At 49.8% G+C, this 25,491-nt stretch carries 24 protein-coding genes; 5 read left to right on the top strand and 19 right to left on the bottom strand.

Annotated elements, in window-relative coordinates:
- Nucleotides 1–196 precede the first annotated feature (196 nt).
- The 4 genes from P771_RS0101970 (at nt 197) to P771_RS0101950 (ending at nt 5,183) form a co-directional block, all read left to right on the top strand.
- Nucleotides 197–1,723, top strand: coding sequence for an AMP-binding protein (locus tag P771_RS0101970; RefSeq protein ID WP_084301682.1), 1,527 nt, complete (start codon nt 197–199; stop codon nt 1,721–1,723).
- A gap of 172 nt (nt 1,724–1,895) precedes the next feature.
- On the top strand, nt 1,896–2,717 hold the full coding sequence (locus tag P771_RS0101960; RefSeq protein ID WP_028573807.1) for an SDR family NAD(P)-dependent oxidoreductase: 822 nt from the start codon (nt 1,896–1,898) through the stop codon (nt 2,715–2,717).
- Nucleotides 2,704–4,071: an aldehyde dehydrogenase family protein gene (locus tag P771_RS16150; RefSeq protein ID WP_035243788.1), complete on the top strand. Its 1,368-nt coding sequence runs from the start codon at nt 2,704–2,706 to the stop codon at nt 4,069–4,071. The genes P771_RS0101960 and P771_RS16150 overlap by 14 nt, the downstream gene beginning before the upstream one ends.
- A gap of 2 nt (nt 4,072–4,073) precedes the next feature.
- On the top strand, nt 4,074–5,183 hold the full coding sequence (locus P771_RS0101950; RefSeq protein ID WP_028573806.1) for a polyprenyl synthetase family protein: 1,110 nt from the start codon (nt 4,074–4,076) through the stop codon (nt 5,181–5,183).
- On the opposite strand, the gene P771_RS0101945 is transcribed toward P771_RS0101950, so the two are convergent.
- The 6 genes from P771_RS0101945 to P771_RS0101910 all read right to left on the bottom strand — a co-directional run bounded on the left by P771_RS0101945 (nt 5,113) and on the right by P771_RS0101910 (nt 10,025).
- Nucleotides 5,113–5,988 (bottom strand): rhodanese-like domain-containing protein, encoded by an 876-nt coding sequence (locus P771_RS0101945; RefSeq protein ID WP_028573805.1) that lies wholly within the window; start codon nt 5,986–5,988, stop codon nt 5,113–5,115. The two genes, P771_RS0101950 and P771_RS0101945, sit on opposite strands and share 71 nt — an antisense overlap.
- Before the next feature lie 69 nt (nt 5,989–6,057).
- On the bottom strand, nt 6,058–6,471 hold the full coding sequence (gene arfB / locus P771_RS0101935; protein WP_028573804.1) for an alternative ribosome rescue aminoacyl-tRNA hydrolase ArfB: 414 nt from the start codon (nt 6,469–6,471) through the stop codon (nt 6,058–6,060).
- Complete coding sequence (locus P771_RS0101930; protein ID WP_244147278.1) at nt 6,462–7,604, bottom strand: DUF362 domain-containing protein; 1,143 nt, start codon at nt 7,602–7,604, stop codon at nt 6,462–6,464. Before P771_RS0101930 ends, arfB begins: the two co-directional genes overlap by 10 nt.
- Nucleotides 7,601–8,188, bottom strand: coding sequence for an arylesterase (locus tag P771_RS16145; protein ID WP_035243786.1), 588 nt, complete (start codon nt 8,186–8,188; stop codon nt 7,601–7,603). Before P771_RS16145 ends, P771_RS0101930 begins: the two co-directional genes overlap by 4 nt.
- A 497-nt stretch (nt 8,189–8,685) precedes the next feature.
- The gene (locus tag P771_RS0101915) at nt 8,686–9,684 is read right to left on the bottom strand and encodes a virulence RhuM family protein (RefSeq protein WP_028573802.1); all 999 of its coding nucleotides are present in this window, start codon (nt 9,682–9,684) and stop codon (nt 8,686–8,688) included.
- The gene (locus P771_RS0101910) at nt 9,681–10,025 is read right to left on the bottom strand and encodes a hypothetical protein (RefSeq protein WP_150112110.1); all 345 of its coding nucleotides are present in this window, start codon (nt 10,023–10,025) and stop codon (nt 9,681–9,683) included. Before P771_RS0101910 ends, P771_RS0101915 begins: the two co-directional genes overlap by 4 nt.
- Nucleotides 10,026–10,601: 576 nt before the next feature.
- Here P771_RS0101910 and P771_RS0101900 point away from each other — a divergent pair.
- Complete coding sequence (locus tag P771_RS0101900; RefSeq protein WP_028573800.1) at nt 10,602–11,012, top strand: hypothetical protein; 411 nt, start codon at nt 10,602–10,604, stop codon at nt 11,010–11,012.
- A gap of 422 nt (nt 11,013–11,434) precedes the next feature.
- On the opposite strand, the gene P771_RS0101890 is transcribed toward P771_RS0101900, so the two are convergent.
- The 13 genes from P771_RS0101890 to P771_RS0101825 all read right to left on the bottom strand — a co-directional run bounded on the left by P771_RS0101890 (nt 11,435) and on the right by P771_RS0101825 (nt 25,489).
- Complete coding sequence (locus P771_RS0101890; protein ID WP_028573798.1) at nt 11,435–12,361, bottom strand: nuclease-related domain-containing protein; 927 nt, start codon at nt 12,359–12,361, stop codon at nt 11,435–11,437.
- Nucleotides 12,362–12,363: 2 nt separating this feature from the next.
- The gene (locus P771_RS0101885; RefSeq protein WP_028573797.1) at nt 12,364–15,489 is read right to left on the bottom strand and encodes a DEAD/DEAH box helicase; all 3,126 of its coding nucleotides are present in this window, start codon (nt 15,487–15,489) and stop codon (nt 12,364–12,366) included.
- On the bottom strand, nt 15,489–15,890 hold the full coding sequence (locus P771_RS0101880; protein ID WP_028573796.1) for a (deoxy)nucleoside triphosphate pyrophosphohydrolase: 402 nt from the start codon (nt 15,888–15,890) through the stop codon (nt 15,489–15,491). The genes P771_RS0101885 and P771_RS0101880 overlap by 1 nt, the downstream gene beginning before the upstream one ends.
- A gap of 295 nt (nt 15,891–16,185) precedes the next feature.
- Nucleotides 16,186–19,437, bottom strand: coding sequence for a DEAD/DEAH box helicase family protein (locus P771_RS16140; RefSeq protein ID WP_084301587.1), 3,252 nt, complete (start codon nt 19,435–19,437; stop codon nt 16,186–16,188).
- Nucleotides 19,438–19,456: 19 nt separating this feature from the next.
- Nucleotides 19,457–20,032: a class I SAM-dependent methyltransferase gene (locus tag P771_RS0101865; RefSeq protein WP_028573795.1), complete on the bottom strand. Its 576-nt coding sequence runs from the start codon at nt 20,030–20,032 to the stop codon at nt 19,457–19,459.
- A 54-nt stretch (nt 20,033–20,086) separates the two neighbouring features.
- Nucleotides 20,087–20,398 carry a hypothetical protein gene (locus P771_RS0101860; RefSeq protein ID WP_028573794.1) on the bottom strand — a complete coding sequence of 104 codons (312 nt, stop codon included), beginning with the start codon at nt 20,396–20,398 and terminating at the stop codon, nt 20,087–20,089.
- On the bottom strand, nt 20,395–20,598 hold the full coding sequence (locus P771_RS0101855; RefSeq protein WP_028573793.1) for an addiction module protein: 204 nt from the start codon (nt 20,596–20,598) through the stop codon (nt 20,395–20,397). The genes P771_RS0101860 and P771_RS0101855 overlap by 4 nt, the downstream gene beginning before the upstream one ends.
- Nucleotides 20,599–20,665: 67 nt before the next feature.
- The gene (locus tag P771_RS19150) at nt 20,666–20,797 is read right to left on the bottom strand and encodes a type II toxin-antitoxin system RelE family toxin (protein WP_279614506.1); all 132 of its coding nucleotides are present in this window, start codon (nt 20,795–20,797) and stop codon (nt 20,666–20,668) included.
- Nucleotides 20,781–20,996 carry a type II toxin-antitoxin system RelB family antitoxin gene (gene relB, locus P771_RS0101845; RefSeq protein WP_028573792.1) on the bottom strand — a complete coding sequence of 72 codons (216 nt, stop codon included), beginning with the start codon at nt 20,994–20,996 and terminating at the stop codon, nt 20,781–20,783. The genes P771_RS19150 and relB overlap by 17 nt, the downstream gene beginning before the upstream one ends.
- Nucleotides 20,997–21,082: 86 nt before the next feature.
- On the bottom strand, nt 21,083–21,457 hold the full coding sequence (locus P771_RS18105) for a class I SAM-dependent methyltransferase (RefSeq protein WP_084301678.1): 375 nt from the start codon (nt 21,455–21,457) through the stop codon (nt 21,083–21,085).
- 222 nt (nt 21,458–21,679) lie between these two features.
- Complete coding sequence (locus P771_RS0101835) at nt 21,680–22,153, bottom strand: SRPBCC family protein (protein WP_035243784.1); 474 nt, start codon at nt 22,151–22,153, stop codon at nt 21,680–21,682.
- Between the two features lie 4 nt (nt 22,154–22,157).
- Nucleotides 22,158–24,206 (bottom strand): DUF1365 family protein, encoded by a 2,049-nt coding sequence (locus P771_RS0101830; protein ID WP_028573790.1) that lies wholly within the window; start codon nt 24,204–24,206, stop codon nt 22,158–22,160.
- Nucleotides 24,203–25,489 carry an NAD(P)/FAD-dependent oxidoreductase gene (locus P771_RS0101825; RefSeq protein ID WP_051617045.1) on the bottom strand — a complete coding sequence of 429 codons (1,287 nt, stop codon included), beginning with the start codon at nt 25,487–25,489 and terminating at the stop codon, nt 24,203–24,205. The genes P771_RS0101830 and P771_RS0101825 overlap by 4 nt, the downstream gene beginning before the upstream one ends.
- Between the last annotated feature and the right edge of the window lie 2 nt (nt 25,490–25,491).

Here is a 25,491-nt window from a genome sequence, read left to right as displayed (position 1 = left end):
CTGCTGCCCTTTTCCCTGTTCTGGACAAAACCAGGGATGGACCCTGAACCATGCCTTTGAATTGTTTTCAGGGTCAAATTTCTTGTTGCTTTTTTTTAAGCGATACTATAATAAGGAAGCGTTTTGCCAGGCCTGCTGGAAGGCATTCCAGCTTTTCCCTATTGTCAACAATCATTTTTACGGAGAATCCATAACAATGCAACTCCACCACAGATTTATCAAGACAGCCAAAAAATTTCCAGACAAGATTGCTGTCCATGACGTAGCTGCTGAGCGCGATCTTACCTATGGACGGATGCTCATTGTCAGTCTCATCCTTGCCAGCCGGTTCAGGAAAATCAAAACCAGATATGTTGGAGTCATGGTTCCCACTTCTGCTGGCTGCATGCTCTCCAACCTGGGTCTGCTCATGGCCGGCAAGATTCCGGTCATGATCAACTATGCCACCGGAGCAAGGGAAAACTCCATTTACGCCCAGGACAGGTGCAGCTTCAAGACCATCATTACCAGCAAAAAACTCCTGGAAAAACTGGAACTTGAACCTGTGGACGGGATGATATTCCTTGAAGACATTGTGGCTTCAGTCAAGATCACTGAAAAACTTCCCGCCCTTATCAAATCCAAACTTCCGGAAAAGATGATCTTAAAATCCGTCCATGGCGGTGACGATGATGAAACCGCAGTGATCCTTTTCACCAGCGGCAGTGAAAAAGAACCCAAAAGTGTTCAGCTGTCCCATAAAAACATCGGACACAATCTGGACAGCATCCCCAAAGTGGTCCATGTTGATCATCAGGATGTGTTTCTGGCCAGTCTGCCTCTGTTTCACGTGTTCGGGCTGACCGCCAACTTCTGGCTCCCCCTGACCACGGGAACCACCATTGTTTCCTATCCCAATCCCCTTGAGTTCAAGGTCATCTGCGGACTCATCCGTCAATACAAGGTGACCATTATGACCGGGACTCCATCTTTTTACCATGGATATCTGCGAAAATCCCAGCCCGGTGATTTTGCCTCGGTCCGGGTGGCCCTGTCCGGGGCTGACACCCTGGCTCCCCAGATCTATGAAGGATTCCTGGAAAAACACGACCTGACCATCCTGGACGCCTATGGTGCCACAGAGACCAGCCCGGCCATTTCCATCAACACTCCCAAGGCCAGTCGCAAAGGGAGTGTGGGCAGGCCCATCCCCGGAGTAGAGGTCAAGATAATGGACGTAGACACAGATCAGATCCTGCCGCCGGGCAAAACCGGAAAAGTCCTGGTCAAAGGGGATATGGTCATGAAAGGCTACCTTGGGGACCTGGAGGAAACAACCATGCGCATCCATAACGGATGGTACGATACCGGAGACATGGGTCAGATGGATGAAGACGGCTATCTCTGGCACAAGGGGAGACTGAAAAGGTTTGTCAAGGTTGGCGGGGAAATGGTCTCCCTGGTCCGGGTGGAAGAGGTTCTCAATCAGCACATTCCCGAAGATGTCATCTGTTGCGTAGTGGGGCTGCCCAATCCCACCAAAGGGGCCGACGTCGTGGCTGCAGTTACTTCCGGGGACCTTGACCAGAGAAAGATCATCAAGCAGATGGCCAGAGAGCTTCCAGCCATTGCTGTTCCCAGAGAATTCTTTGTGGTTCCTGATATTCCGGTCATGGGATCGGGCAAGGTTAACTTTCGGGAAGTGGAAAAGATCTGCCGGAAGCTTTCTGTGGAAAACAGATAGCTTCTTGAGCCCTGCCGGAACCGGACCTGTCCGGCAGGGCCTTAAGCCCCCCCACAGAACAGGTCCGGTTCCGGCCTGATCTTACTTCATTTTTAGCGGTCTCTGAATTGACAATCCCTGTCCGTCCTGGTCTATTGCTTTTTTCAGCTGCCCCAATCCCTGGACCATGTACATGAGCCGGATAACTGATTCCACCGTCCTCATCACCGGAGGAGCCTCCGGGCTGGGAAAATCCCTGGCCAGACTCTTTCTCCGCTGGGGAGCCTCCCGCCTGATCATCTGGGATTCAAACCGGACCGACCTCGACTCAGCCCTGACCCGGTTCCAGGGGCGTGGGCACCAGGCAGCCGGACAGGTCCTGGACATCAGCGACCCTGACCAGGTCCGGCACTGCGCTTCAAAGCTAAGTAAAAGCGGAATCACTGTAGACATCCTGGTCAACAATGCCGGCACAGCTGCCAAGGGCTGGTTCGCATCCCACGATCATGATACCATCACCACCATCCTGCAAACCAATGCTGCCGGCCCCATGCACTGCACCCTGGCCTGGCTGCCGGGCATGATTGAAAAAGGACAGGGTCATATTGTCAATATCTCTTCAGCAGCAGCCCTGCTGCCCATTCCAGGCCTGGCAGTTTACTCCGCCTCCAAATGCGCCCTTTCCGGCTGGAGCATGGCTCTGGCCAGAGAGCTTGACCTGGCCCGGACCGGGGTCAGGGTCACCCTGGTCAACCCTGGCTACATGGATACAGCAATGTTTCAAAAAGTGCGAAAGCCTGTCTGGATGCCCTGTATGAATCCGGATCAGGTGGCTTCCCGGATTGTCAAAGCTGTCCGGAAAAACCGGACAACCCTGACCATGCCCGTACTGGTCCGTCTGGGGGCTCTTGCCGGATCCCTGATTCCATCCAGGATCTTTGAATTCATCACCGGCAGGGTCATGGGCCTGGACAGATTCATCCCAGGGCCGGGAGGAAAAAATGATCCCTCCTGAACAGGTCTTCAGTGCCCAGAAAAGATTCTTCCTCCAGGGCCGGACCAGAGACACTGACTTCAGGATCAGGCAGCTTAAGAAGCTTGAAGCAGGTATCAGGGCTCTGGAAAAAGATATTCTGGAGGCCATCCGCCTGGATCTGGGCAAGTCCAGTTTTGAGGCCTTCTGCACTGAGCTGGGTGTTGTGTACCAGGAGCTGAAGCTGGCCCTTAAAAAAACCCGGAAATGGTCTTCCCCGGTCCGGGTCAGAACCAGCCTTATCAACTGGCCGGGGAAAAGCCGGATCATACCCGAACCCTATGGCACGGTCCTGATTCTGGGGGCCTGGAACTACCCCTTTCAGCTGACCCTGGCCCCCCTGATACCGGCCCTGGCCGCCGGGAATACTGCTGTGATCAAGCCTGGTGAAACCGCTTCCCGTACTTCCGGCATTATTGCCCGGCTGATCAATTCATGCTTTGAACCTGAATATGTCCATGTCCTTGAGGGAGGGGCCGACCTGGCTTCAGACCTGGTGGACATGCCCTTTGACAAGATTTTTTTCACCGGCAGCACCCGGGTGGGCAGGATGGTCATGGCCAGGGCAGCCAGGAACCTGACTCCAGCGACCCTGGAACTGGGGGGAAAAAGCCCGGTCCTGATCCTGTCCGATGCTGACCTGGATGCTGCTGCCCGGCGCATTGCCTGGGGCAAGGTCATCAATTCCGGTCAGACCTGCATTGCCCCGGACCACGTCCTGGTCCATGAATCCAGGGCCAGGGAGCTGATCAAACTGCTCTCCCTGGAATTTGACAGATATATCCGGCCCGGTCATGCTGATTTCCTGCCACGGATAATCAATGCTGCCCATTTTGACCGGCTGGACAGGCTGGTGGACCCGGCAAAGGTGGCTTACGGCAGCATCCGGGACCGGGACAGGCTTTTCTTCTCTCCCACCATTCTTTATCCGTCCAGTTTTGACGACCCCTGCATGCAGGAAGAGATTTTCGGCCCGGTCCTGCCGGTGATTCCTTATCAGGACCAGGACCGGACCCTGGAAATTATCAGTTCCCTGCCCCGGCCCCTGGCTTTTTACCTGTTCACCTCTTCAACCCGGACCGCCCGCCGGATCATGAACCAGGTCAGTTTCGGAGGAGGTGCGGTCAACGACGTGATCATGCACGCCGCAGGATCAGACCTGCCTTTTGGCGGAGTCGGGTCCAGCGGCATGGGCCGCTATCACGGTCAGGCCGGTTTCAGGGAGTTTTCCAACTACAAAAGCATTCTTTTCAAACCCGCCCGGCCCGACCCCGGGTTCAGGTACCCTCCCTGGTCTGCATGGAAATACCGGCTGGCCAGATGGTTCTGGAGTTAGACATGTTTGAACACGTTTTTCACCGGATGCAGGAAGACATCCAGGATGTTATCCGGCCCTATCAGAAAAAGTGCGATGAGCGCCTGAATCTGCTGTTCCAGGATGACAGCCTGCTGGACCGGGTGGCCGGGTATTCCCTCAAAGCCCCTGGCAAACGGCTCCGGGCCATCCTGCACCTCCTGGTGGTCGAAGCCCTGGGTGGAGACCCGGGAAAAGCCCTGCCCGGCTCCCTGGCTTATGAAATGGCCCATACTGCATCCCTGGTCCATGATGATATCATGGACAACGCAGGCCTGCGCAGGGGCCGGGAGCCGGCATTCCGGCGCTTCGGCCTGGATGCGGCCATTGTATCCGGAGACGCCCTGCTCATCCGGGCCTTTCAGATGATTGAGGAGTACAGAGAAACCGATCTGTCCAGGGAAGATCTCATGGCCCTCATCTCCTGCACTGCCCGCATGGGCCTCAAGGCCTGCCGGGGGCAGCTCATGGACGGAGTCATGGGGCTGGCCCCGGAAACCTTTACCATCAGGGACTATCTGCAGATGGTGGCTGGAAAGACCGCCTCCCTCATTGAAGGACCGTGTGAAGGAGGAGCCATTGTGGCCGGTAAAAAGAAGTTCCGCAGGCAGGCGGCCCTGTTTGGCCGGAGTCTGGGAATTGCCTTTCAGATCCTGGATGATTCCAAGGATATTTTTTCCTGTGAATCATCCTCCCTCAAAGGCAGATTTACCGACCTCATCAATAACAAGCCCAATATCTACCTTATCTGGTCCCTGAAAAAAGCAGACCCGGTCAGCAGAGAAAAGCTCTTAAAGATAATGAACGGCCATAAACCCACTGCTCAGGAAGAACATTTCCTGTATGATCTGCTCCTGGGCACAGGTGTTTTAAAAAATGTTTCCCTGCTCTACCGGTCCTACCTGGTCAGGTCCCTGAAGATGCTGGCCTGCCTTCCAGAGACCGCCGGCCGGGAAAAGCTCGGCCGGATCATTCAGGTCATGTCTGCCTGGCCGGACCCTGAAACAGCCCGAAAAATGGGGATCAGACCGGTCCGGCCCCTGGACCGGATCCAAAATAATCTGCCTGGTCAGTCTGCCCCGGACAATCCCTGAAGATCCTGCTGATCAGCCGCATATGGGATTTCTCCTGCTCCGACAGCCTGAAAAAACACTCTTTGAGTTCTCCTGGCAGGTCCTCTTCTGCCAGACTGCGGTACATGTCATAGGCCATGCTCTCCATCTCCAGGGCCAGCTCCAGCAGAAAAAAACACATGTCCCCGGGCTGGACCTTATCCAGCTGCTGGAGCCAGGAGTCTGGGTCCAGTCCCCCTTCAATCCGGTCCTGATCAGCCTGGTCAAAAAGAGCCTCAAAGTCCTGGTCAAACACCCCGCCTGCCCGGGAGTAAATCATCCTGGCATGGGAAACCTCCAGGCTGGCCAGCCTGCTGAGCTGGGTTCTGATGGCTTCATCCTGGACCCTGTCCATGAAGCCCAGATATAGCCTGTATGCTCCCTTTTCCAGGGCAATGGCCCTTTTCAGGGCGTCCTGGCTGCTGTCCAGACCCTGAAACAGGTCCACCCGGGGATAATCCGGCAGGACCTTGCCTGCATAAGCACTGATTCCGCCCTCCAGGCTGAATACCTCCCCGGAAAAAAGGCCGCTGTCCCGGGCCAGAGTGGCTGCAGCCATGGATCTTTTTCCGCTGCTGCAGTAAAATAGAGGTGCTCCGGACTGGTCAATCTCGGTCAGTCTGGTCTCCAGTTCGTGCAGAGGAATCAGTCTGGCCCCGGGAATATGCTCCTGCTCGTATTCCCCGGGCAGACGCACATCCACCAGCACATACTCCTTTTCTTTATGCTCAGTGGTGAATTGTTTGAGATCCTCTGGAAAAATCCTTTTGATCCGGCTGGTCTTCATAACTGCCTCCCTGGCCGCTGCTGCCGGATGATCCGGAAACCTGACTGATCCTGGATCATCCGGATGTTTCTATTCAGGTTCAACCCTTTGCCTCATCTGTTTAATCCGGCTCCTGCCGGTCTTCTGGTCCAGGCGTTTCTGCCGGGAGACCCTGGTCGGCCTGGTTGGTCTGCGGGGCTTGTTTTTTCTGACTGCCTTCAGGATGAGTTCCTTGAGCCTTTCCCGGGCTTCCTGAATGTTTTTCTCTCTGGATCTGCTCCTGCCCGCCTTGATGACCACAACCCCTCTGGAGTTTATCCGCCGGTCTCTGAGTCCAAGCAGTCTCTGCTTGCAAGGCTCGGGCAGAGAAGAGGCCTGGATGTCAAAAAAAAGATGGACAGCCGAGGAAACCTTGTTCACATTCTGCCCGCCAGGTCCCCTGGCCCGGACAGCCTGAAAGTCCAGCTCTGATTCACTGATATGAATGTCATCGGTTATCTGCACTTTCTGGATCTCCCCTGGACAAGGTTCAGGAATCTTCCTGACAGCCTGACCGCATTCTCCGGACACATTTCCTGGCAGCAGTAGCAGCTGATACATTTTCCCCTGTCCAGGCCGGGTCCTCCGGGGGTCAGGACCATGGCCTCCACCGGACAGTGGGAAACGCAGATTCCGCAGCCTGTACAGCGTTCAGCCACGATTTCCGGCAAGGTGACAGTCCACCTGGACAGGTATCTGTTGAGTACAATTCCGACCAGGCCGGGCACAAAGGTCCTGGGAAAGCCAAAGCCTCTGACCGGACTCTGTTCGCCCAGGATTTTGATCCTGGCTGGATCAGTTTCGCCCAGTCCCCGCCTGCCTGCCACATCCAGGTGGGGAACAGCACCAGGCCGCTGACCAAGCATATGGACTGCTGCCGCATCCAGAGTAACACCATTGGTCGAAGCCAGGACCCTACCCAGAAATACCGGTTTTCCATTGGACGGGCCGTTTCCTTCCATGGCCAGTATCCCGTCCATTATATTCAGCTCAGGGGGACGGATGCAGTAAATATCCACCAGGCCCTCTGCAAACCGGGCCGGGGTGGGGCAGGCAGCATGAATGCGCATCTTGTCCGCACCCACCACGTAGCCAAAGGTGTTTTTTACAGCTCCGGTCAGCACTGTCAGGCAGTGGGTCTTGAGCTTGGGAAGGTTGATAACTTCGTCCGCCTCCAGAACCTGCCTGGAAATGCTGATTTCCTGAAAATGGGCTGAATCCGTTTTTATCCGGACCGGACTTAGACTCAGGTTTTCATAATGCTGGCCGGCACACTCCAGGAGTCCGCACTCCCTGGCTGCTTTCCGGGAACGGCCATATCCGCTCATGCCCGGATTATCCCCGACCATCACCCTGGCTCCCTGATCCCGGAGCACCCGGATCACTGCCCCCACCAGGGCCGGATGAGTGGTCACCCCCTTTTCCGGAGGATGGGGACCAAGCATATTGGGTTTGACCAGCACCTTGCTGGTGTTTCTTGGACCGGGAAACAGGGTGAATATTTCTTCCACCAGCCGGTCCAGGGACTGGTCGTACTGTCCCTGCCTGATCAGGACCGAGGCATCATTCATCTGCCCGGTCCGACTGTCTGGACTCAATTTTCCTCCTTCTTTTCAACAGACCCTGGCCTGAGGTTCTTGAGCATTGACCGGACCAAAGGCAGGATATTAGCCACCATTATGTCCACCCCGGCCGGACCTGGGTGCAGACCGTCGGCCAGGGTCAGATCAGGATTGCCTGGTATGCCGGGCATAAAATCCGGGACAAGCGGAATGTTTCTTGACCTGGCAACCTGTTCATAAACCTGCTGAAACTGCCGGCTCCAGTCATCATCCTGGTTCAGCAGGCCTTTGATGCCCGCCAGAAGAACACTGGCCCCGGAATCCAGGCAGATATCCATGATCCTCTCCAGACTGGACCTGACCTCTGCTGCAGCCAGCCCGGCATACAGGTCATTGGCTCCGAACTGGACAATGACCAGATCCGGCTCATGCTTCATAAGTCCTGGAAGGCGTCTCAGACCATCCCGGGCCGTATCTCCGGACACCCCGCCATTGATGACCAGGATGTCCCAGCCTTCATTGTCAAGGGCCTGCTCCAGCCTGGATGCAAAGGAATCTTCCGGGGCCAGGCCGTAGCCAGCGGTCAGGCTGTCGCCCAGAGCCAGTATTCTTATCATCATTATCCTCTGTTTTTTTCATGCCTGCATGACCTGCAAAGATGCCTGAACCATGCCTTAAAATAGTCGGGACAGCTGCCGGACATGCTGATGCCCGGCGTGTTCACGTAACAGAAAATATAGTTCTGAATAAGACATCAGTCCAGATATCAAAAAACCCGGTTCTGATCCTGGGTTCTCATCTGGAACATTAGCCTTCGCCCTGGAACAGGGCTGCCTGAAAAGAAAATAAAATGGGCAGGGAAGTGTCAGCCACTGACCTGGCTGGCTGTAATTCAGGAGGAGTCTTTTCCTGACCAGGCCGAGATCCTGAATGCTCTCGTCTGCAGAATATAAAGTGGGGTACTACAGGCCTTTCAGCAGTATAATGCTGTTATCAATTGATCTTTTCACAAAATTTACTGTTAAGTCTGAAAGTGGAGATTGATATTACGAACTATTCGGAGAAAACTCGTGGTTAAGTCTGAAAGCCTAGTCAAGGACTTGACTCAGTGCCCGGATCACTGCTTTCGTTTCCTGATCTTTGCTTCAAGAGCTTTCAGCTCGGCATCGTCTTGCAGGTCGGCCTCTTTCGCTTCTTCTATTTTACGTTGCTGGTCATATTCCAGGTACAGCGCTGAGGCGTGTTTCTTCATTTGCTCATGGCTGACCGACTCTGCGTAGTTGAGCAGGGGAAATCCGTTGGACGTAATAATCTGATCCACGTTCTGCTTCCAAAAGCTCATCCGAGTCTCCTGGCGGTTTTTGGCGCGCAATTCCGCTGTTTCCAGAAAGATCACCACAAGGCGGTTCAGCGTGTCGAGCTCGTCTTCGGTCAGATAGTTCTTGGCGATCAGAATGTCCTGCTTGCGCACCTTCTCGCCCTGCCAGTGCAGAAGACCGAAGTGCGGATCATTTTTGTCGGCCCGCTCCATGATGAGCTCGGCCGCGGTTTGCCGCGTAACAGCGTATATGAGGAGGTTCTGGACCGTGGCGAAGAATTGCTGGGTGGCCTGGTCCGTCTTGTCGTAATCGCTGCTGAGGGCGAAAAGATCCCGTACCTTCTGATAAAAACGCTTCTCAGAGGCCCGAATCTCGCGGATGCGTTCAAGCATTTCGTCGAAGTAGTCCGGGCGGCCGTCCGGATTCTTGAGCCGTTCGTCGTCCATCACGAATCCCTTGAGCAGATACTCCTTGAGGACGGCCGAAGCCCAGCGCCGGAACTGCATTCCTCGCGGAGAACGCACCCTGTATCCCACGGCCAGTATGGCGTTCAGATTGTAGAGTAATGTCTTGTACCGCTTTCCATCGGCGGCAGTTGTCAAGGATTCCTTGACAACTGAATCAGAATCCAACTCCCCATCCTCGAAGATATTCTTCAAATGCAGAGAGATATTCTGCTTGGTGGCATCGAAAAGCTCCGCCATCTCCGACTGTGTCAGCCAGACCGAGTTCTGGTCCGCCCGCAACTCAATCCGGCTTAGGCCATCTTCAGTGGTGTAAAGAATCAGGTTGTTCATGATGTCAAGATGCCTCCAGCGCAGGGAAAAGTTGCTGCATCAGGCCGCGCTTGTGGGTCTTGAGTGATTCGATCTTGGCCGCCTGGCGGCTGGACCAGATCCCAGTAGCGGGCAAAGCGTTCAATGAGATCAAAGGAGGGTTCAACAAAGGACGAGGTCAGCTGGCCCTGAGCGGCAATATCCATGACCGATAAAAGCAGAAATGGCTTGTGCGGGGCGCGGAAGAAAGTAACCTCTGTCCAGAGGCTGCGGTTTGCATCCGTACGCAGCCGGGTAAGCCTGCTTAGAAAATCAGTATTCATGAAGAATAAAACAGCCCTGTATTTTATGAAAAAACTCATCCATGTATCAGTTTTTCCTACCTGTGAACTTTGAGCAGAAAAATCAGTCCAGATCAAGCCTGTTTTTTGAGACATACTGAAAAAATCTCGTTTTTTCAGTAAATGAAGCACCCTTCCATCTTCAAGATCCTGCCTGCCTGGCCAGCCAGGGCAGTCAAAGCAGGGGAACTATTCAAGGCCGGTGTAGTGGAAGTCATGCCCGGTCAGCCAAAACATGTTTTTCAGTGTCTGGTCTCTACAGCAACAATAAAGCATTAAAAAAACTCAGCCATGGTTCAGATGCCAGAAATTGAAGATGTCTCTGCATGAAAAGCCCCCTGGTCTTGATAGGCTTGTCCTGTATGGGCCTGAAGTTGGCAGTGCCAGTAGGGTTGGCGCAAACAGACCTTTCATGGAAGCAGGCCTAGTTTTGCAAGTGCCATGAACCCAGGAGTTTGCTATCTGGCATAAAGTATGCAATTTATAAAGCCGCCCTGCAATAATCCGCAGGGAGGCAATCACTTTTTAAGGCTCCATCCTGTTTTAGGCTTATTCGGTATTCAGGTACACTATCCATAAATGCCAAGGAGAGAAAACATGAAAAAAGTTAAAGCAATGCTGCTGAGCGCTCTTTTTGCATTGGTTCTGATTTTCATGGTAGTGCCGGTTGCCCATGGTCAAACAGGCACCTACATTGACTGTATTCATGGCTGCCCGGATCTGCCAGCCTGCTACAACTGCTGCAATGAGTCTTTCAGAGTTATCCTGAGACATTGCGATGACAGGCGGGATCAGTGTGATGCCCTCTGTCCTCCGGGCGACATGGATTGCCTGGATGGATGCGCAATCGCCAGATCGGCTTGTCTCATGCAGGATATGCGGGATTTCGACTGCCCGCACTGGGTGAGAGGGCGGCATAAGATGGGTTTTGGCAGTGGTGCCGGCGCCTCCCTCTTTTCCACAGGAAGTGTCAGGTCATCCTCCACCGGTTGCGCTTATTGTCATTAGAATCCGTAGCAGCTCACGTCTAGACGGACTATTGTTGTATCATAAAAGATACCCTGAACGCAGCAAAGCTCTGGCAGCCCCTATCATAAAAGGAAGATGATGCAGAGCTTAAGGCGAAGGGTGGCCATAGGACCGGTGAGAAGAGGACATGTCAAAAATGATTTTCGAATGGACAAAATCATCTCAAAAGGACAACCAGTAACGCCGCCAATGCCTTCATGTCCGGCGCTGCGTTTAGTTTCAGGAAACTGCTCCGGAAATGGGACCGTTTTTTCCCTTATTTCTGGCATCTCAGGTTATCCATATTCAACCTTGCAAACAGAATCAGGCAGCCCTTACAGGCTTAAATATCAATTTTTCAGGGTCGACTAATCAAAATCGAATTCCACTTCAAACCTCGAAGGACCTTTTTTACTCACGTATCAAAAATTTTGCTGGCAATAGAAACAATAGGCCCTTCCGCTAAACCGACTTTTATCCGCCCAACAAAATTTTGCTGCCTTTAGACTGATTGCTTTCTGACATTCGTAGCAATAGTACTCGCCTTGAATAGAGTCTGCCTCGTTCTGCTTAACCTTAGACAACTTATTCTTATCGTTACTTTTATGCTGCTCAAATATTCCGAATTTTTTTCTATAGTCAATTGAGCAGGGCTTGTGCAGCTGAACTAATCTATTTGCAATCTTTGTAATAGAGTCCAAAGAGGAAAGCTTTGATATCGACTTAATTGAACCCAAAATCTTTTTTGAGTCACGCTCAGCATTATCCATAATTGTACTTTCCATCGTATCGGCCTTAATAATGTGACTAGTATCAAATTTAGAACGATCTGGCCAAATTACCTTTGATTTTGGAGAAATCAAAACATAGCTTCTAAATCTCGGAATAATCGGAATACCAAACCTCTTTGGCATAATATCATTATTTTCGATTACTTTCTGCAAAAGATGAATATGCCTCTTATTCTGCTCAATGGGTGATTCAATGGCATGCTCTTCCTTTCCGTCAGATACCAAAAAATCACCATGCTCTGTAATTCTCAAATGATAGCAAAAATTTTTTGTTTCAAGAACATAAAAGTCCATCAACCTATTGATTAATAAATGATCTATTTGAGCACTTTGTCCACTGTGTTCAAGCCTAAGATCGTGCAGTACAACCCAATTATTAGACGGCTTGTAGTAAAAATTGATAAAGTACTCAGAATCCTGCTCACCCTTCTCCCCTGAAATCATAAAACATAGCTCTCGTTTTAACAAAAAGCGTTGTTGTGATGTCAATGGGAGTTGTAATAATTTTTTTAGCTCTTGAATTTCCTTTGTTCGTGGAATTCTGTCTTTAATCAGCACGACTATCCTCCAAGTCTATTATTCTCAAACATTTCTACCGGCATGGGATGGTGCAGATCCCAAACCATCTTGATGGGGCGTTCCCCTTCATAGCTTACCATCTCCCCAGGTCCCAGAAAAGTAAATGGCATGGTAACGCCAAGGCTTTTCTTTTGTTCCCGGACAAAGAAAAGAACAGTGTAACCTTTTTCCCGGTGATGGATGAGGTTCTGGCCGGTCTGGCCCTGTTGGGTATTGGTGGATTGGGACTCCCAGTGAATGCGCTGTCTGCTGATGGGATAGTCAGCATACATTGTGGTTGGGGAGAACTCGTGCTCTGTTTTTTGAAATGTGATCAGCAGGGCATAGGTCTTATTTTGTTTGGCATGCAGTATGCCAATGCCTGTCGGACCTGTTGAATCTAGATTTGCCAGGCCCAAGGCAGCGTTGATATCCCGACTGGTATACTTAGCATGAAGCTCCAGGTAGTTCTCAAAAGGGAGATCCAATGATTTGCCTCCGATCTTTGAAGTGGTGGCAGCCCAAGCAAGTATTTCGTCCATATCAGCAAGGATAGTGGGATTCCTGGAAAGCCGGGTAAATGAATCCTCCAGAGAGAACATGTCCAGGTTGTCAGTCTTGTCTGCCCAGATCCTGTAGTGCATTGCAATGGCTGAATCCCCGGCAGCTGCCAGGGCCTGGGCAATGTCCTTTTCCTGCAAGTTATTTAGGATTTTTCTCAGCCTGCCGATTTCCCAGGGACCATTTATCTGGGCAATTCTGATCAATGCTTTTTTCAAGCGGTTCAGATCAGGATCATTGGGTATTTCTGATAATTGCACTTTTGACTTCCAGCCGCTCCAGGTCTCTTTGACCAGCAAGCGCTCCGGCTCGTAATCATGGTGGGTGATAAAATTACCAAAGGTTAGCTGCTTTCCGGTTTCATTTTCAAAGTTCTGCAGTCTCTCCGGGATCTGCACTGCCAGGTTGCGCAGGTTTTCCCGTATATTTTCCAACACATACTTTCGGGAGACTCGGTCCAGCTGGATGCTACAGCCAGGCGGCAGATGGGGGAAATCCATTTCCACTTCATGGTCAATGGAAAAGCGATGTCTGGGCAACAACGCTTTCAATTTTGTATCAATGCGATATTTTCTATGAGCCTGGCCCACAAAGTCCAGCACGGTCAGACAATCCTTCGCCGGTGCATGGCGCAGGCCACGTCCCAGCTGCTGCATGAATACAGTCAGGCTCTCAGTGGGTCTTAGAAAAAGGACCACGTTTAAGTCCGGAACATCTACACCTTCGCTCAACTTATCCACTGTGAAGAGAAAAGTAAGCTCTCCGGATTTTAGCTGCTCAAGCAGGCTGTGGCATTGGTTGTTGTCAACCCCAGAGACCAGGGCAGCTGAAGGTATGTCTTGCTGGCTGAATATATTAGCCATGAAGTGTGCATGGTTGATGGATACACAAAAACCAACGCCTTTGACCTGATCCAGGTCAGGTTCGTATCGCTTCAAGGCATCCAGCACAACATACAGGCGCTTCCTGGCCAGAACATGGGCGCCGGTGTAAATTCTGTCCAGCTCAGCCAGGTCATATTTGCCTCTTTTCCAGAAACGATCCTCATTAAGAGAGATGGGATCAGCCACGCCAAAGTAGTGAAAGGGACAAAGCAGCTTTTCTTCCAGGGCTTCAGGCAGCCGGATTTCTGAAGTAATGCGGTTGCCGAAGTCAGCCAGAACGTTTTCTCCGTCCATGCGTTCCGGTGTTGCGGTCAGGCCCAGGAGAACCTGAGGTTCAAAGTTGTCGAATATTGGCCTGTAGCTGGCTGCAGTGCCGTGATGGGCCTCATCAATAATGATAAAGTCATAAAAATCCCTGCTCACCTGTTCCCACAGCCTTCTGCTGGTGAGCATGCCCACCGAGCAGAAAAGATGATTTACCTGTTCAGTTTGGTGCTGGCCCACAAGAAGATCGCCAAAGTTGTGATCTTTGAGAACATTTCTAAAAGTATCCAGGGCCTGTTCTAAAATTTCCTGGCGATGGGCCACAAACAAGAGTCTGGCCTGCTTTTGCTTTTTCTGAAAGAAGCGTTGAAAATCAAAGGCTGCGATTACAGTCTTTCCAGTTCCAGTAGCAGCTACAACAAGGTTATGGTGTTGATTATTGACCCTTCTGTCCTGCTCCAGTTCTTCCAGTATACGCTCCTGAAAAGGGTGTGGCCGCAGGTCAAAAAATACCTGAGCCCGGGCCTTAGAGGTTCTTGCCCTGCTGATCGCTTCGCGCAACTGCCCGGGATCATCCGGATCAAAGGGTATAAACTCACGGCTGTTCCAGTAGGTTTCAAACTCAGCAGTAAATTTTTCCAGGATATGCAACATGTCCTGTTCAGTGACCTTGAGATTCCATTCCAGGCCGCTGGTCATAGCTGCGTGGGACATGTTGGCCGATCCGATGTAGGCCGTGGAAAAACCGGAATCACGCTTGAAGAAATAAGCCTTTGCATGCAGCCGGGTCCGCTGCGTATCGTAAGAAACACGGGCCTGCACATTGGGCATGCGGGCCAGCCATTCAACAGCAGGGGCATCAGACGCACCCATGTAAGAAGTAGTAATGAGCCGCACAGGCACTCTACGGTCCCGCAGATCTTCAAAAGCAGGCATGAGCAAGCGCAGCCCTGACCACTTGATAAAGGAAATCAAAATATCAACTGCATCTGCGGACTTCATCTCGGCTAATAACTCATGAACTAATTGAGGGTCTCGGGGAGAGCCCGTGAAAAGACTGCTTTCAAATATTGGCGTGTGGGGTCTGGGAATGCCTGACCTTGCATAATTGGGAGGGGTTATCTCCAAGAGAACTGGCTTTTTACCCGCAACCAGTTGTCTTATGTTTACTTGCTGTTCAGTGCCATCATACAGTTGAGCAAGGATAGCATTGCAGATCAGGAGTCTTCTGTCTGAATCCGTCTCTTCACGCAGAACCTGCCTGACAACTTTAGCCACAAAATCTGCATACTTTGCAGGCTGCTCCTCTGCATCTATTTTGCCCAGAACGGTCCGCAGTTCAGGAAATTGGTCGAGAATTGCCTGAAGGTGGTTGTCCAGCAAGGCATCGTAAATGCCGTAAGCAAGCTTGTTTGTCATCAGCTCCTTCTCTCAAGCCAGCCAAGGTAAGCGTCAAGGACCGGTAGGTCAGCCTCGGCCCAATCTAAGCTGAAAAGTTCATCAGGGCGCAACCAGACTGCTTCAGCATGCTCCGTAAGGTTATATCTAGATGTCTCTGCCTTACAGATGAATGGATAAAGCGTAACAATAAAGTCGCGGTAAGTATGTGTTGACGGAGATAGTTTATCAGCAATATCAACCTCAAGATCTAGTTCTTCAAGAATCTCCCTTTTTAGGCAGTCTCCGGGATCTTCCCCAGCCCTGATCTTGCCCCCGGGAAATTCCCATTTCAGGGGTAACTTCATATCAGCGCTCCGTCGGGCTGCCAGAACCAAACCGTTTCGTTCAATGATTGCGCAGGTTACGTGGATGTGTTTCATGGTTAGTTGCCAATTGTTATAGGCTCACTTCCTAAAAACCTCTTTTCTGTGCCACCCCAGACACTTCTGATCCGGGATGTGTCTCTCATCCGAAGGCCTGAAAATCGGCCTGTGATCAAGGGTCATGATTGGGCCGGAATTGTTCTGCTCTCCTCTGGATAACGGGGAGATCAGAACTTCATACTCTTTGCCCACGCTCATGAATCCCCGGTCAAAGCTCCAATGACACAGCTGACAAGGAACCATTTGGGGCCATTGCTAATGATGTCTCACAAGTTTAACCGGCATCTCAAAATCACATCAAAAGATTGATGTTGAAAACATTCTGACCAGCATAAGACAACCTCAAGACTTTCTGTCCTCTTTTGGCTTTCACGGTAATTTGACTATCCATAATCCCGGCAAGCTCATTGTTTTGAGAGTAATCCAGAATATAATGCTTATTTCCAGGGATTCGGACAATTTGTGCCTTATGCTTCTCATCCTGACACACTAAACTGATGCTTAACTTCTTTCCAGGTGCAGGTGCTTTCTCAGCCAGGGTTGATGAGACAAACAAACGGCTTAAAGCAATGTTTCTATTTTCAAAGCTTTGCTTGTCAAAATATATATTCAGCCAGCGGGTTTTCCGATAAAAATATCTGCGAAGGGCGTAGTCAAGCCGGTCTTTGATCAGAGTTTTGAAAAAAGAATCATCCCAGTGTGGAGTCAATTCCGGCTTGAGGGAAAAAACATCATTTTCACGATCTAATATAAACCAGTCACTCTCTTTGTTGCTCAAAAATTTCAAGGGCATGTTTTTGATGTGGGAAACAACACTGGAAATACGATAATCATGAGGATTTGCCTGTTTTGCGAGATCTTCATAGTCATGAAGGTGTTCTGGGTGATTTATGTAATATTCCAAGAACCCCCGGGCAATATCTTCAACCTTCCATGATGTGCCCTTAAGGCTGATGATCGTCTGCAGGACGACCATTTTGTATGACTTAACTGGATTCAGGTCCTTTTCCAGATATTCAAGAAACTGCTCTTTTGAAGTCCCGATAATCTTTTTTTCTTCAGGGGATAAGTCATTGAAAATGTCTTTCGTCTTTATCCAGCTGCCAAAAAAATTAATAAAGCCATGAGGATCTGATTTTTGAGGATCTGAAAAGAACTCGCTGAGCCCTGGAGACCTCAGACCAAGATCCTGAATAATCTCATCATAAAGAGCTTTCAGGCGTTCCCTCATGGGCATGGGAACTATTTCTCTTAACCTGTTTTCCCATATCCTTTTGACTTCAATATCAGGTGAAATAAAACAGCCTTTTGGCAGAGACATTTCCGGGGAAGATGAAGAACGTTTACCATTATTGCCATCGATGTATTCCTGGATTGAATTATACCCTGCCATGGCAATGGGAGCCACATGAGCAGTTCGAAAATTGCCCACAAAGTCAATAACTACAAGACTCTCCTTATTATTGATTTTTCTTAGACCCCTTCCAAGCTGCTGAAAAAATACGGTGAACGATTGAGTCGGCCTGAGCATGAGAACATGACTAAGCCTTGGTATATCTACGCCCTCATTGAAGATATCAACACAGGTAACAACTGACAGCGTGTCATTTTCATCTTCAATTCTGGCGATTGCCGATCTTCTCTCGGGTTCAGGAGATTCTCCTGTCAAGGCAATGGCATCAATATTGTGATCGTTTTTCAACTTGTAGGCGGTATACCGGGCGTGATCAATGGAGCTGCAAAAGGCCAGGGCCTTAATCTTGCCCTGGTAGGGCATAAATTTTTTCAGATTGTTGGCAATCAGCTTTGTTCTGGTATCGTCCTTTAATATCCTTGTCAGTTCTTCAGGATCATAATCAGTTCGTTTCCAGGCTATTTTGCTGTAGTCAGTCGGGTCGTGGACCGCAAAGTAATGAAACGGGCAAAGCAGATTTCTGTCGATAGCTTCAAAAAGTCTGAGTTCATAGGCTATATTATAATCGCATATGCTCAGAACATCTTTTCCATCCATCCGTTCAGGAGTAGCAGTCAAGCCAAGGAGAAAATCAGGCTGGAAGTATTCAATGATCTTTCTGTATGTCTGAGCCATGGCGTGGTGGAATTCATCCAAAACAATATAGTCAAATTCCCTGGGATGAAACTTTTCCAGATTGGCCTTTCTGGACATGGTCTGAACCATGGCAAATACGCCTCTGGCCCCAAATGATACATTTTTATTCTGGCCGCTGAAAATATCAAGCCCGTCAGCACCGATAACATCAGCAAAGCTCTCTCTGGCCTTGCCAAGGATGTTTTCTCTGTGGGCGATATATAGAACCTTGTCTTTGCCGCTTTTCTGAAAATCAAAAGCAGCCAGATAAGTTTTGCCAACTCCGGTGGCTGCGATAACTGCTCCAGCTTTTGCTTTTTTATTTCTGAGTTCCTCAAGGCCCTCCAAAGCTTCGGCTTGAGCAACATTAGGCTTCAATCCAACAGCGTATCCAGGTGCTTCAATCTTTCTGTCTGTATCGAAAGGCAGACCTGGTTGATATGATAGAGATGTTTTTTTCTTTCCATACTCATCAGGTACTTGAAATAAATCCTGCCTGGATTTTGGGACGTGATTATACCTCTGCTGATAACCATAAAGGAACTCGTCAGAAACCGGCACACAACAATCACTCCAGAGACTATCAAATTCCTGAACTGCCGTCTGCCAGGGACTTTTACCGTCAGTTCTGCCTGGGATGTTAATTTCCCCGGAGCTATAGTAATTCCATTCAATATTGTTTGAAAAACCTGCTGTAGTAAGATTTGAAGAACCGATTATCACTGAACCTTTTCCATTTCTGTGTCTGAATATATATGCTTTGACATGAAAATTTCTGTCCGGCTCTTTGTCATAGGGATGGTCATGCGGATGAAAGACTTTTAAGTCCAGTCCGGGCACAAAATCCCTCATATGCGAAAGGTATTCTGGTCTGATTACACATCCCATGGTTGACAAGATGACTTTTAAAGATCCACCTCTCTGGATAAATCGCTCAAAGTCGCTTGTTAAAATATTTGTGATTCCTGGTGTACAAAAAGCCGTAGCAATCCAGGCTTCATCACTTTTCTCAAGCTCCGACCGAAAACGATGAATCAGCTGATCAGCATCCAGATGACTGAAGATAAAACCTGGATGATCATCCATCAGCCCCTGGAAATCTCCGTCAACACTTTCAAGCAGAAAACCTTTATCAAATCCACCTTTTTCTGCTTTTCTCTTGTGAAGCGCAGAAATCAAATCGTTTAGATCCAGATTGTTTTCTTTTAAAATTGCCAGGACAATTTCTAATACATCGGCTGATTCCTTAAGGATTGCAGTTTCATTACCTGGCTTAACCTCTGAATAAAGTTCATAGACTTCCTCAATAAGCTTTTGCCTGGCAACACTTACAAATTCAAGACCTGATACGGTTCTGACAAAAGGATGATGGTGGTTTTTTTTAATAATTGCAGGAATTTTATCGCGGACCAGCTTCTGATAGTATATGGGATTATTTTCTGAGTTATCTGTCATGGTTGGGGATGGTTAAACTTCATGTCTGCAGAACAAAACTCAACCAGATATCAGTTTCTCTCACCTGTGAAGTTTGAACAGAAGAATCAACACAAATCAAGCCATTAACTTTGAAAACCCTGCTCAAATCTTCCCTGTCCCATAAATAAAATATCCTGCCATCATCAGCCTCCTGTCTCCCCTGTCCCTGCTTCATGGTGATCAGGGCGTGGCCGCCGGGCTTTAAAGCCTTGAGAATATTTGTAAGCACAGGCGAAAAGCGCTCGTAAGGCAGGTGGACCAGGGCGCCGATGAGCAGGACAGCGTCCATATTCATCCGGCTGAGATCATATGATTCAAAGTCAGCTTCAATTACCGGCAGGCCGGTATGGTCCCTGGCCAGCGCAGCCAAGTCAGGGGAGCGTTCCAGGCCTTTGCAATGAAAACCGCGCTCTGAAAGCCAGAGCATATCCCGGCCTGAGCCGCATCCGATATCCAGAACTTTTGAACCAGGTGTAAGGTGTTCTACAAGGGGCAGGAGAAATGAGGAAGGATCAACCTCTATGGTCTGGTTGAAGTAGTCTTGGGCATGGGTTTGGTAGAATCGGCTGCTCATAAGGACGGGCTGAGGTCAGTCTGATAAAGCTGCAAACTGGTCAGATATTTATTATCACTCCCTTACCCTCAACTGATCTTCTATCCACAGTGGATCTTTTCGCATTGGCAGAACTGCAATTACATAAGCAACTTGCTTTTCAATGGTATAGTAGATGGAGTAAGGAAAACGTTTGGCTGACATACGGTAATAGCCATTTTTTACTATATGAACACCACCATAGATAATCAGGGACTTCATATCAGCAACCAGACTGTCCCAGAAATAGTCACCAACTCCCGGCTCACTACGGTTATAGAATTCTTTGCCATTATTAAGGTCATGAGCCACATCAGACAGGATGACCACTTCTCTGATCTTTCTCATTTGCGCCTTGCCGCAAGCTCTTCAAAAGAAATAAACCGGGCAGCACCATTATCAATTTCTTGTTTTCTCTGCTTAAGAATATCATAATGCCATTGTGGAGACTCAATCTCAGTCTGATGGTGAGCCAGAGAATCCCAGATGATCTCCATGACCTGAATTCGCTCAGCCACGCTTAATTTTTCAATATTAAGTGTTGTCATAATTACTCTCCGGACATAAGTGAAAATATATCGGGCCTTGCATTAACTTCCTGATGCAGGCTACCTGTCATAAAATCATTTTCTGATCTGCTGTGGCAATCCGGCTCCTCAGGTAAGCAAGGATATTGACCTGGGCCTGTCGGTCCAGCCTGCGCAGTTCTTTTCTGGCCCGATCGTCAAATTCAATCTTCCAGATCAACTTCCTGCTCCAGCTCTTCTAAGGACCAGGTCCTTTCAGGCGGGTTCTCTAACCTGTGTACCGCAAGGTAATAGTCTTCCAGATCTTCCAGGTGCTCAATGATTGCTTCACGGGCATAATAAGTCTTTGTTCTTCCCGTTTTTTCAGCCAGATCAACGAGTCTTTTTTCGATGTCTTCAGGCAGGCTGATAGCTAACATATTTTTTCTCCTGACATACAAATATTGCAAATTCGTGCAGGTCGTCAATCATTTAAAAAAACTTAAAGTGCCATCTTTCATTTGATCTATGCCCTGCCACTGTTTTGTTTCATAGTGATGAGGGCATGGGTTTGGTAGAAGCGGACCAGGACGCCGATGAGCAGGAGTCCGTCCATGTTCATCCGGCTGAAGTCATAGGACTCAAAAATAGCTTCAATTAACGGCAGGCCGGTATGCTCCCTGGCCAGGGCGGCCATCTCAGTGGAGCGATCCAGACCGGTGCAGTGGGGACCGCGCTCTGTAAGCCAGAGCATATCCCGGCCTGAGCCGCAGCCTACATCCAGAACTGTTGATCCAGGCATAAAGTGTTTTACTCGGGGCAAAAGAAATGAGGATGGATCTACCTCAATGGTCTGGTTGAAGTAGTCTTGGGCGTGGGCATGGTGGAATCGGCTGCTCATAAGGCCGGCTGGGGAATCAGTCTGATAAAGCTGCAAACAGCTGACAAACTTCTTTCCTGAAATCTCCACAAACCTTATTTCTGGCACTTCCAGCTTAAGCGGACTTTCATAACAAGAAAAAGAATATTTCCCCCCCGAAATGAGACGGACCTGGACACAGAACAAGACAGGACCGCCAGGAACAGGACCTGGAAAGCCAGGAAATGATCCTCCTGGAAGACCTTAAGTCATCTGTACCCCTGGCCTGAAAATATCTTCCAGTGCTTTTTTGCGGTAGGCAAATATTTTTTCCAGCCTGGGCCTGACCAGCAGATGGTTCAGCAAGGCGGCGGGCCATCCCAGGTAAAGGGCGTAATGGACTAGGTCAATCACCTGGGTACCCAGGTCAGTCTCCTGAAAAATGTGCTGGTGATGCCAGAACCTGTAAGGACCCAAGCGCTGCTCATCTACGAAAAACACAGGTTTTCTGACCTGGGTGATTTCCGTTGTCCAGGACATGGGAATTCCGGCAACCGCCCTGATTGTGTACTGGATTATCATTCCCGGATATATTGCGTCAGACTCCAGGTTTTTAATCTCAAAGCAAAGCCAGTCAGGGGTAATTTGACACAGATTTTCAGGACTGGAAAAAAAATCCCAGGCCCGGCTGATTTCAACAGGCAGGATCTGGGTATATTCAAGTCGGTAAACCGGCATAATACTATCCTTGATCGCCTTTGTTCATGTATTCTGGACGGTCCAGGACTATCTGCAGGTCTCTGATGTGGCGCTGCTTAAAGCCTGCCTGGCAGATGCTGAAATAGTATTCCCAGGTCTTGAAGAATTCTTCATCAAAACCCATGGCCATAATATCCTGTCTGTTATCCAGGAAACGTTTCTTCCAGGCTTCCAGTGTGGGAACGTAATGAAGTCCGATGTCCCGGATTCCGGCTATGGACAGGGAGGTGTGACCGGCCAGGACCCGGGTAATCCTTTCAAGGGAGGGCAGCAGGCCGCCCGGAAATATATATGTGCTGATCCAGTCCCGGGTTTTGCGATAAGTTTCATAACGCTGATCAATTATGGTAATGGTCTGGATACAGGCCAATCCTCCGGGTTTGAGAAGCCTGTCCATTGCCCGGAAAAAATCAGGATGATATCTGTGCCCCACAGCCTCAAGCATCTCAATGGACACCAGGGCGTCATACTGTCCTTTGAGGCTGCGGTAATCAGCAAGGACGGCAGTAACTTTCTTCTCAAGTCCCCTAGACTTGATCAACTCCTGAACATGGCTGTGCTGTTTGTCTGAAATGGTAACCGCATGGACCCGGCACCCAAGTTTTTCAGCCGCAAAAACTGCAAAGCCTCCCCATCCGCAGCCTATTTCAAGCACATGGTCTCCAGGCTTTATTCCTGCAGCCCCGGCAATAAGAGCATACTTGTGATGCTGAGCCATCTGGAGTTCCCTGGCAGTGATGCTCTTGCCCAACGATTTCAATTCAGCCAGGTTTTCAAAAACCGCACATGAATAGGTCATGTCAGGGCCGAGGAACCTGGCAAAAAATTCATTGGACAGGTCATAATGGGCCTGGATATTTTTCCTGCTCCCTGAGGGATCATTGTCAGGGATCATTCTTCTGCCAAGAACCATGGCCTTGTGCAGGCTTCTGCCGGCAAAACCGAGGTTTTCCTTGTATGACATCCGGTCCATGTTCATGATCAGAAGCTCCATGAGTCCTGTCAGGTCATCAGTGGCCCACATGCCCGTGGTGTAGGCCTGGCCCAGTCCCACATCCTCTTTTTTCACGATTTTTCTAAAAAAATGACTGTCCAGTATTCGCATCCGGCACGTGGGTCCAGGCTCTTCTCCCTGAAACACGCGGACTGTTTTGTCCGGCAGTTCCAGCTCCAGGCGGCCCTTCCAGATTTTTTTCAGGTTGCCCATGACCAGGCTCTGGGCGGCCTTGTCCACAAGGCCTGTTTTTCCTTTCATTGTCCTGATGGTCATGGGACTTTCAGGATCAGGCCTGGTGAAGACAGGCAGTTTCTTGACCAGATAGAGGCTCAGGGCCTGACGCAGGATACGCATGTAGGTCAGGCTGGGAGCCAGCGGATGAGCCAGCCATGTCTTTAACAGGTTAGCGTCACTGAACATTCTGGCCGGACCATTCTGCCACAATCTGGCCTCAAGGGCTGTTTTACCCTCCTTGATCAGACTTATGGAGATATCCATTTCTTTTTGCACGTCGCTGAACCTGAAGGCATAATGCCCGGTCATGTCAAAGAAAGGGGAAACATGAAAGGCCTTGTTTGCACTGTACCTGGCTGGAAACCCCTTTGAGTTTTCCGGGCTGTCAAGCACGTACACGTGTTTGTCTCCAAAGGTATTGTTCACCTCGGCCACAACACAAATAAGCTCATTTTCCGGGTTGTAGATGAAATAGAAACTGACCGGGTTGAATACATGGCCTAAAACCCTGCCCGCAGTCAAAAGCAGGATGGTCGAATCTTTTGAAAATTCAATGGAGGCCCTGGACTTGAGAAGATTTTCCAGTTTATTCTTTATGCTGCCCTTTCCTGGACTCAGAAAATCCTGATCAAAAATAGAGACTGGCCTGAACCTGTTCAAACCAAACAGCCTTGAGGACCGGTCCAGATGGACCAACTCGTCCAGGTCCAGAAGTAGAAGCATGAATCTGTACTGGAAGCGGTGACTTATTTTGAGATGCCGCTCATGAGAAACATAGACCGGGATTACTCTGGAATTCATTGACCAGCACCCAGAAGCTCGGCAACCCGCACCCCCGAAGCAGCTGCGTCTTCATGGAACCCGTTGCCGTGATAGCTGCCACAGAAAAAAGTATTTCTTACTCCCTGCAGAGAGGCAAGATCTGCCTGAGCTGAGAGTGAAGAAGCATTGAACACTGGATGGAACATCTCCAGGCGGCGGGATACAGCCTTACCAGGAACCGTGCGGCGCGGATTGAGGGTTACAACGTGGTTCTTACTGGCGGAAAAACGCTGCAAAAGATTCATCCAGTAATGCACATGGACCCTTTTTTCCTTATCCCCTGACTGGGCAATAACGTTCCAGCAGGCCCATGCCCTGGGATTTGGAGGAAGAAAGGACGGATCAGTATGCATGACCACCTCGTTGCCAACATATTGCCAGGGAATGAGTAGCCTGATTTCTTCGTTGCCAGGATCTCTAAGCAGTTCCAGGGCCATGTCCGCATGGCAGGCAAGAACGACAGCGTCGTACTTTAGGACCTGGTCTTCCAGGTGGATGGTGACTGCGTCTTTACTCCTGGATACTCCCTTTACAGGGCACCCGGTCCTGATGGTTCCGGAAAATCTTTGTTCAAAGGCCTTGACATAAGTATGGCTTCCACCCGGTATGTACAGCCAGGTCGGACCACCCCTGATGCTTAGCAGGCCGTGATTGGAAAAAAACCTGGCAAAGCGCTCCAGAGGAAAATTTTCTGGCTCGTGTTCCTCGGCAGACCAGATTGCCCTGACCATGGGCTCCAAATAGCGGTCCATGAGGATACCCGGATAGTTGTTTGCCCGGATATAACCTCCCAGGGTACCATCTTTGAGGCGTCCCTGTTCCAGGTCCCTGGAAATATGCCTGCAGAACTTTAGAACCGCCAGGATCATTTTCCAGAAACCCGGGTTAATAATGTTGATCCGATGGGCGAAGAGACCGGAAAGGCCTGTGCCGGCATAGGCAAACCCTGTCTGGGGCTCACTGTAGGAAAAAGACATGTCAGTGGGAGCTGATTTTACTCCAAGATCATCCAGAAATCGACAGAATTTTGGATAAGTCCTGTTGTTGAATACGATAAATCCCATATCAACAGGAATTTTCCGGTTGTCCCCGTCATCAGCCATGACTGTCTGAACATGTCCTCCAAGTTTTGGAGACACTTCAAAAAGGTCAACCTCATGTTTCTGGCCAAGATAGTACGAGGCAGCCATCCCAGCTGCTCCGCCGCCGACCACAGCGATTCGCAGGCCGGTTTTTTGCCGCTGTTTTTTCTGGTTGTACATAA

Source organism: Desulfonatronovibrio hydrogenovorans DSM 9292, from assembly GCF_000686525.1.
GTDB classification, from domain to species: domain Bacteria; phylum Desulfobacterota; class Desulfovibrionia; order Desulfovibrionales; family Desulfonatronovibrionaceae; genus Desulfonatronovibrio; species Desulfonatronovibrio hydrogenovorans.
This window is presented reverse-complemented; position numbering and strand designations above follow the sequence as displayed.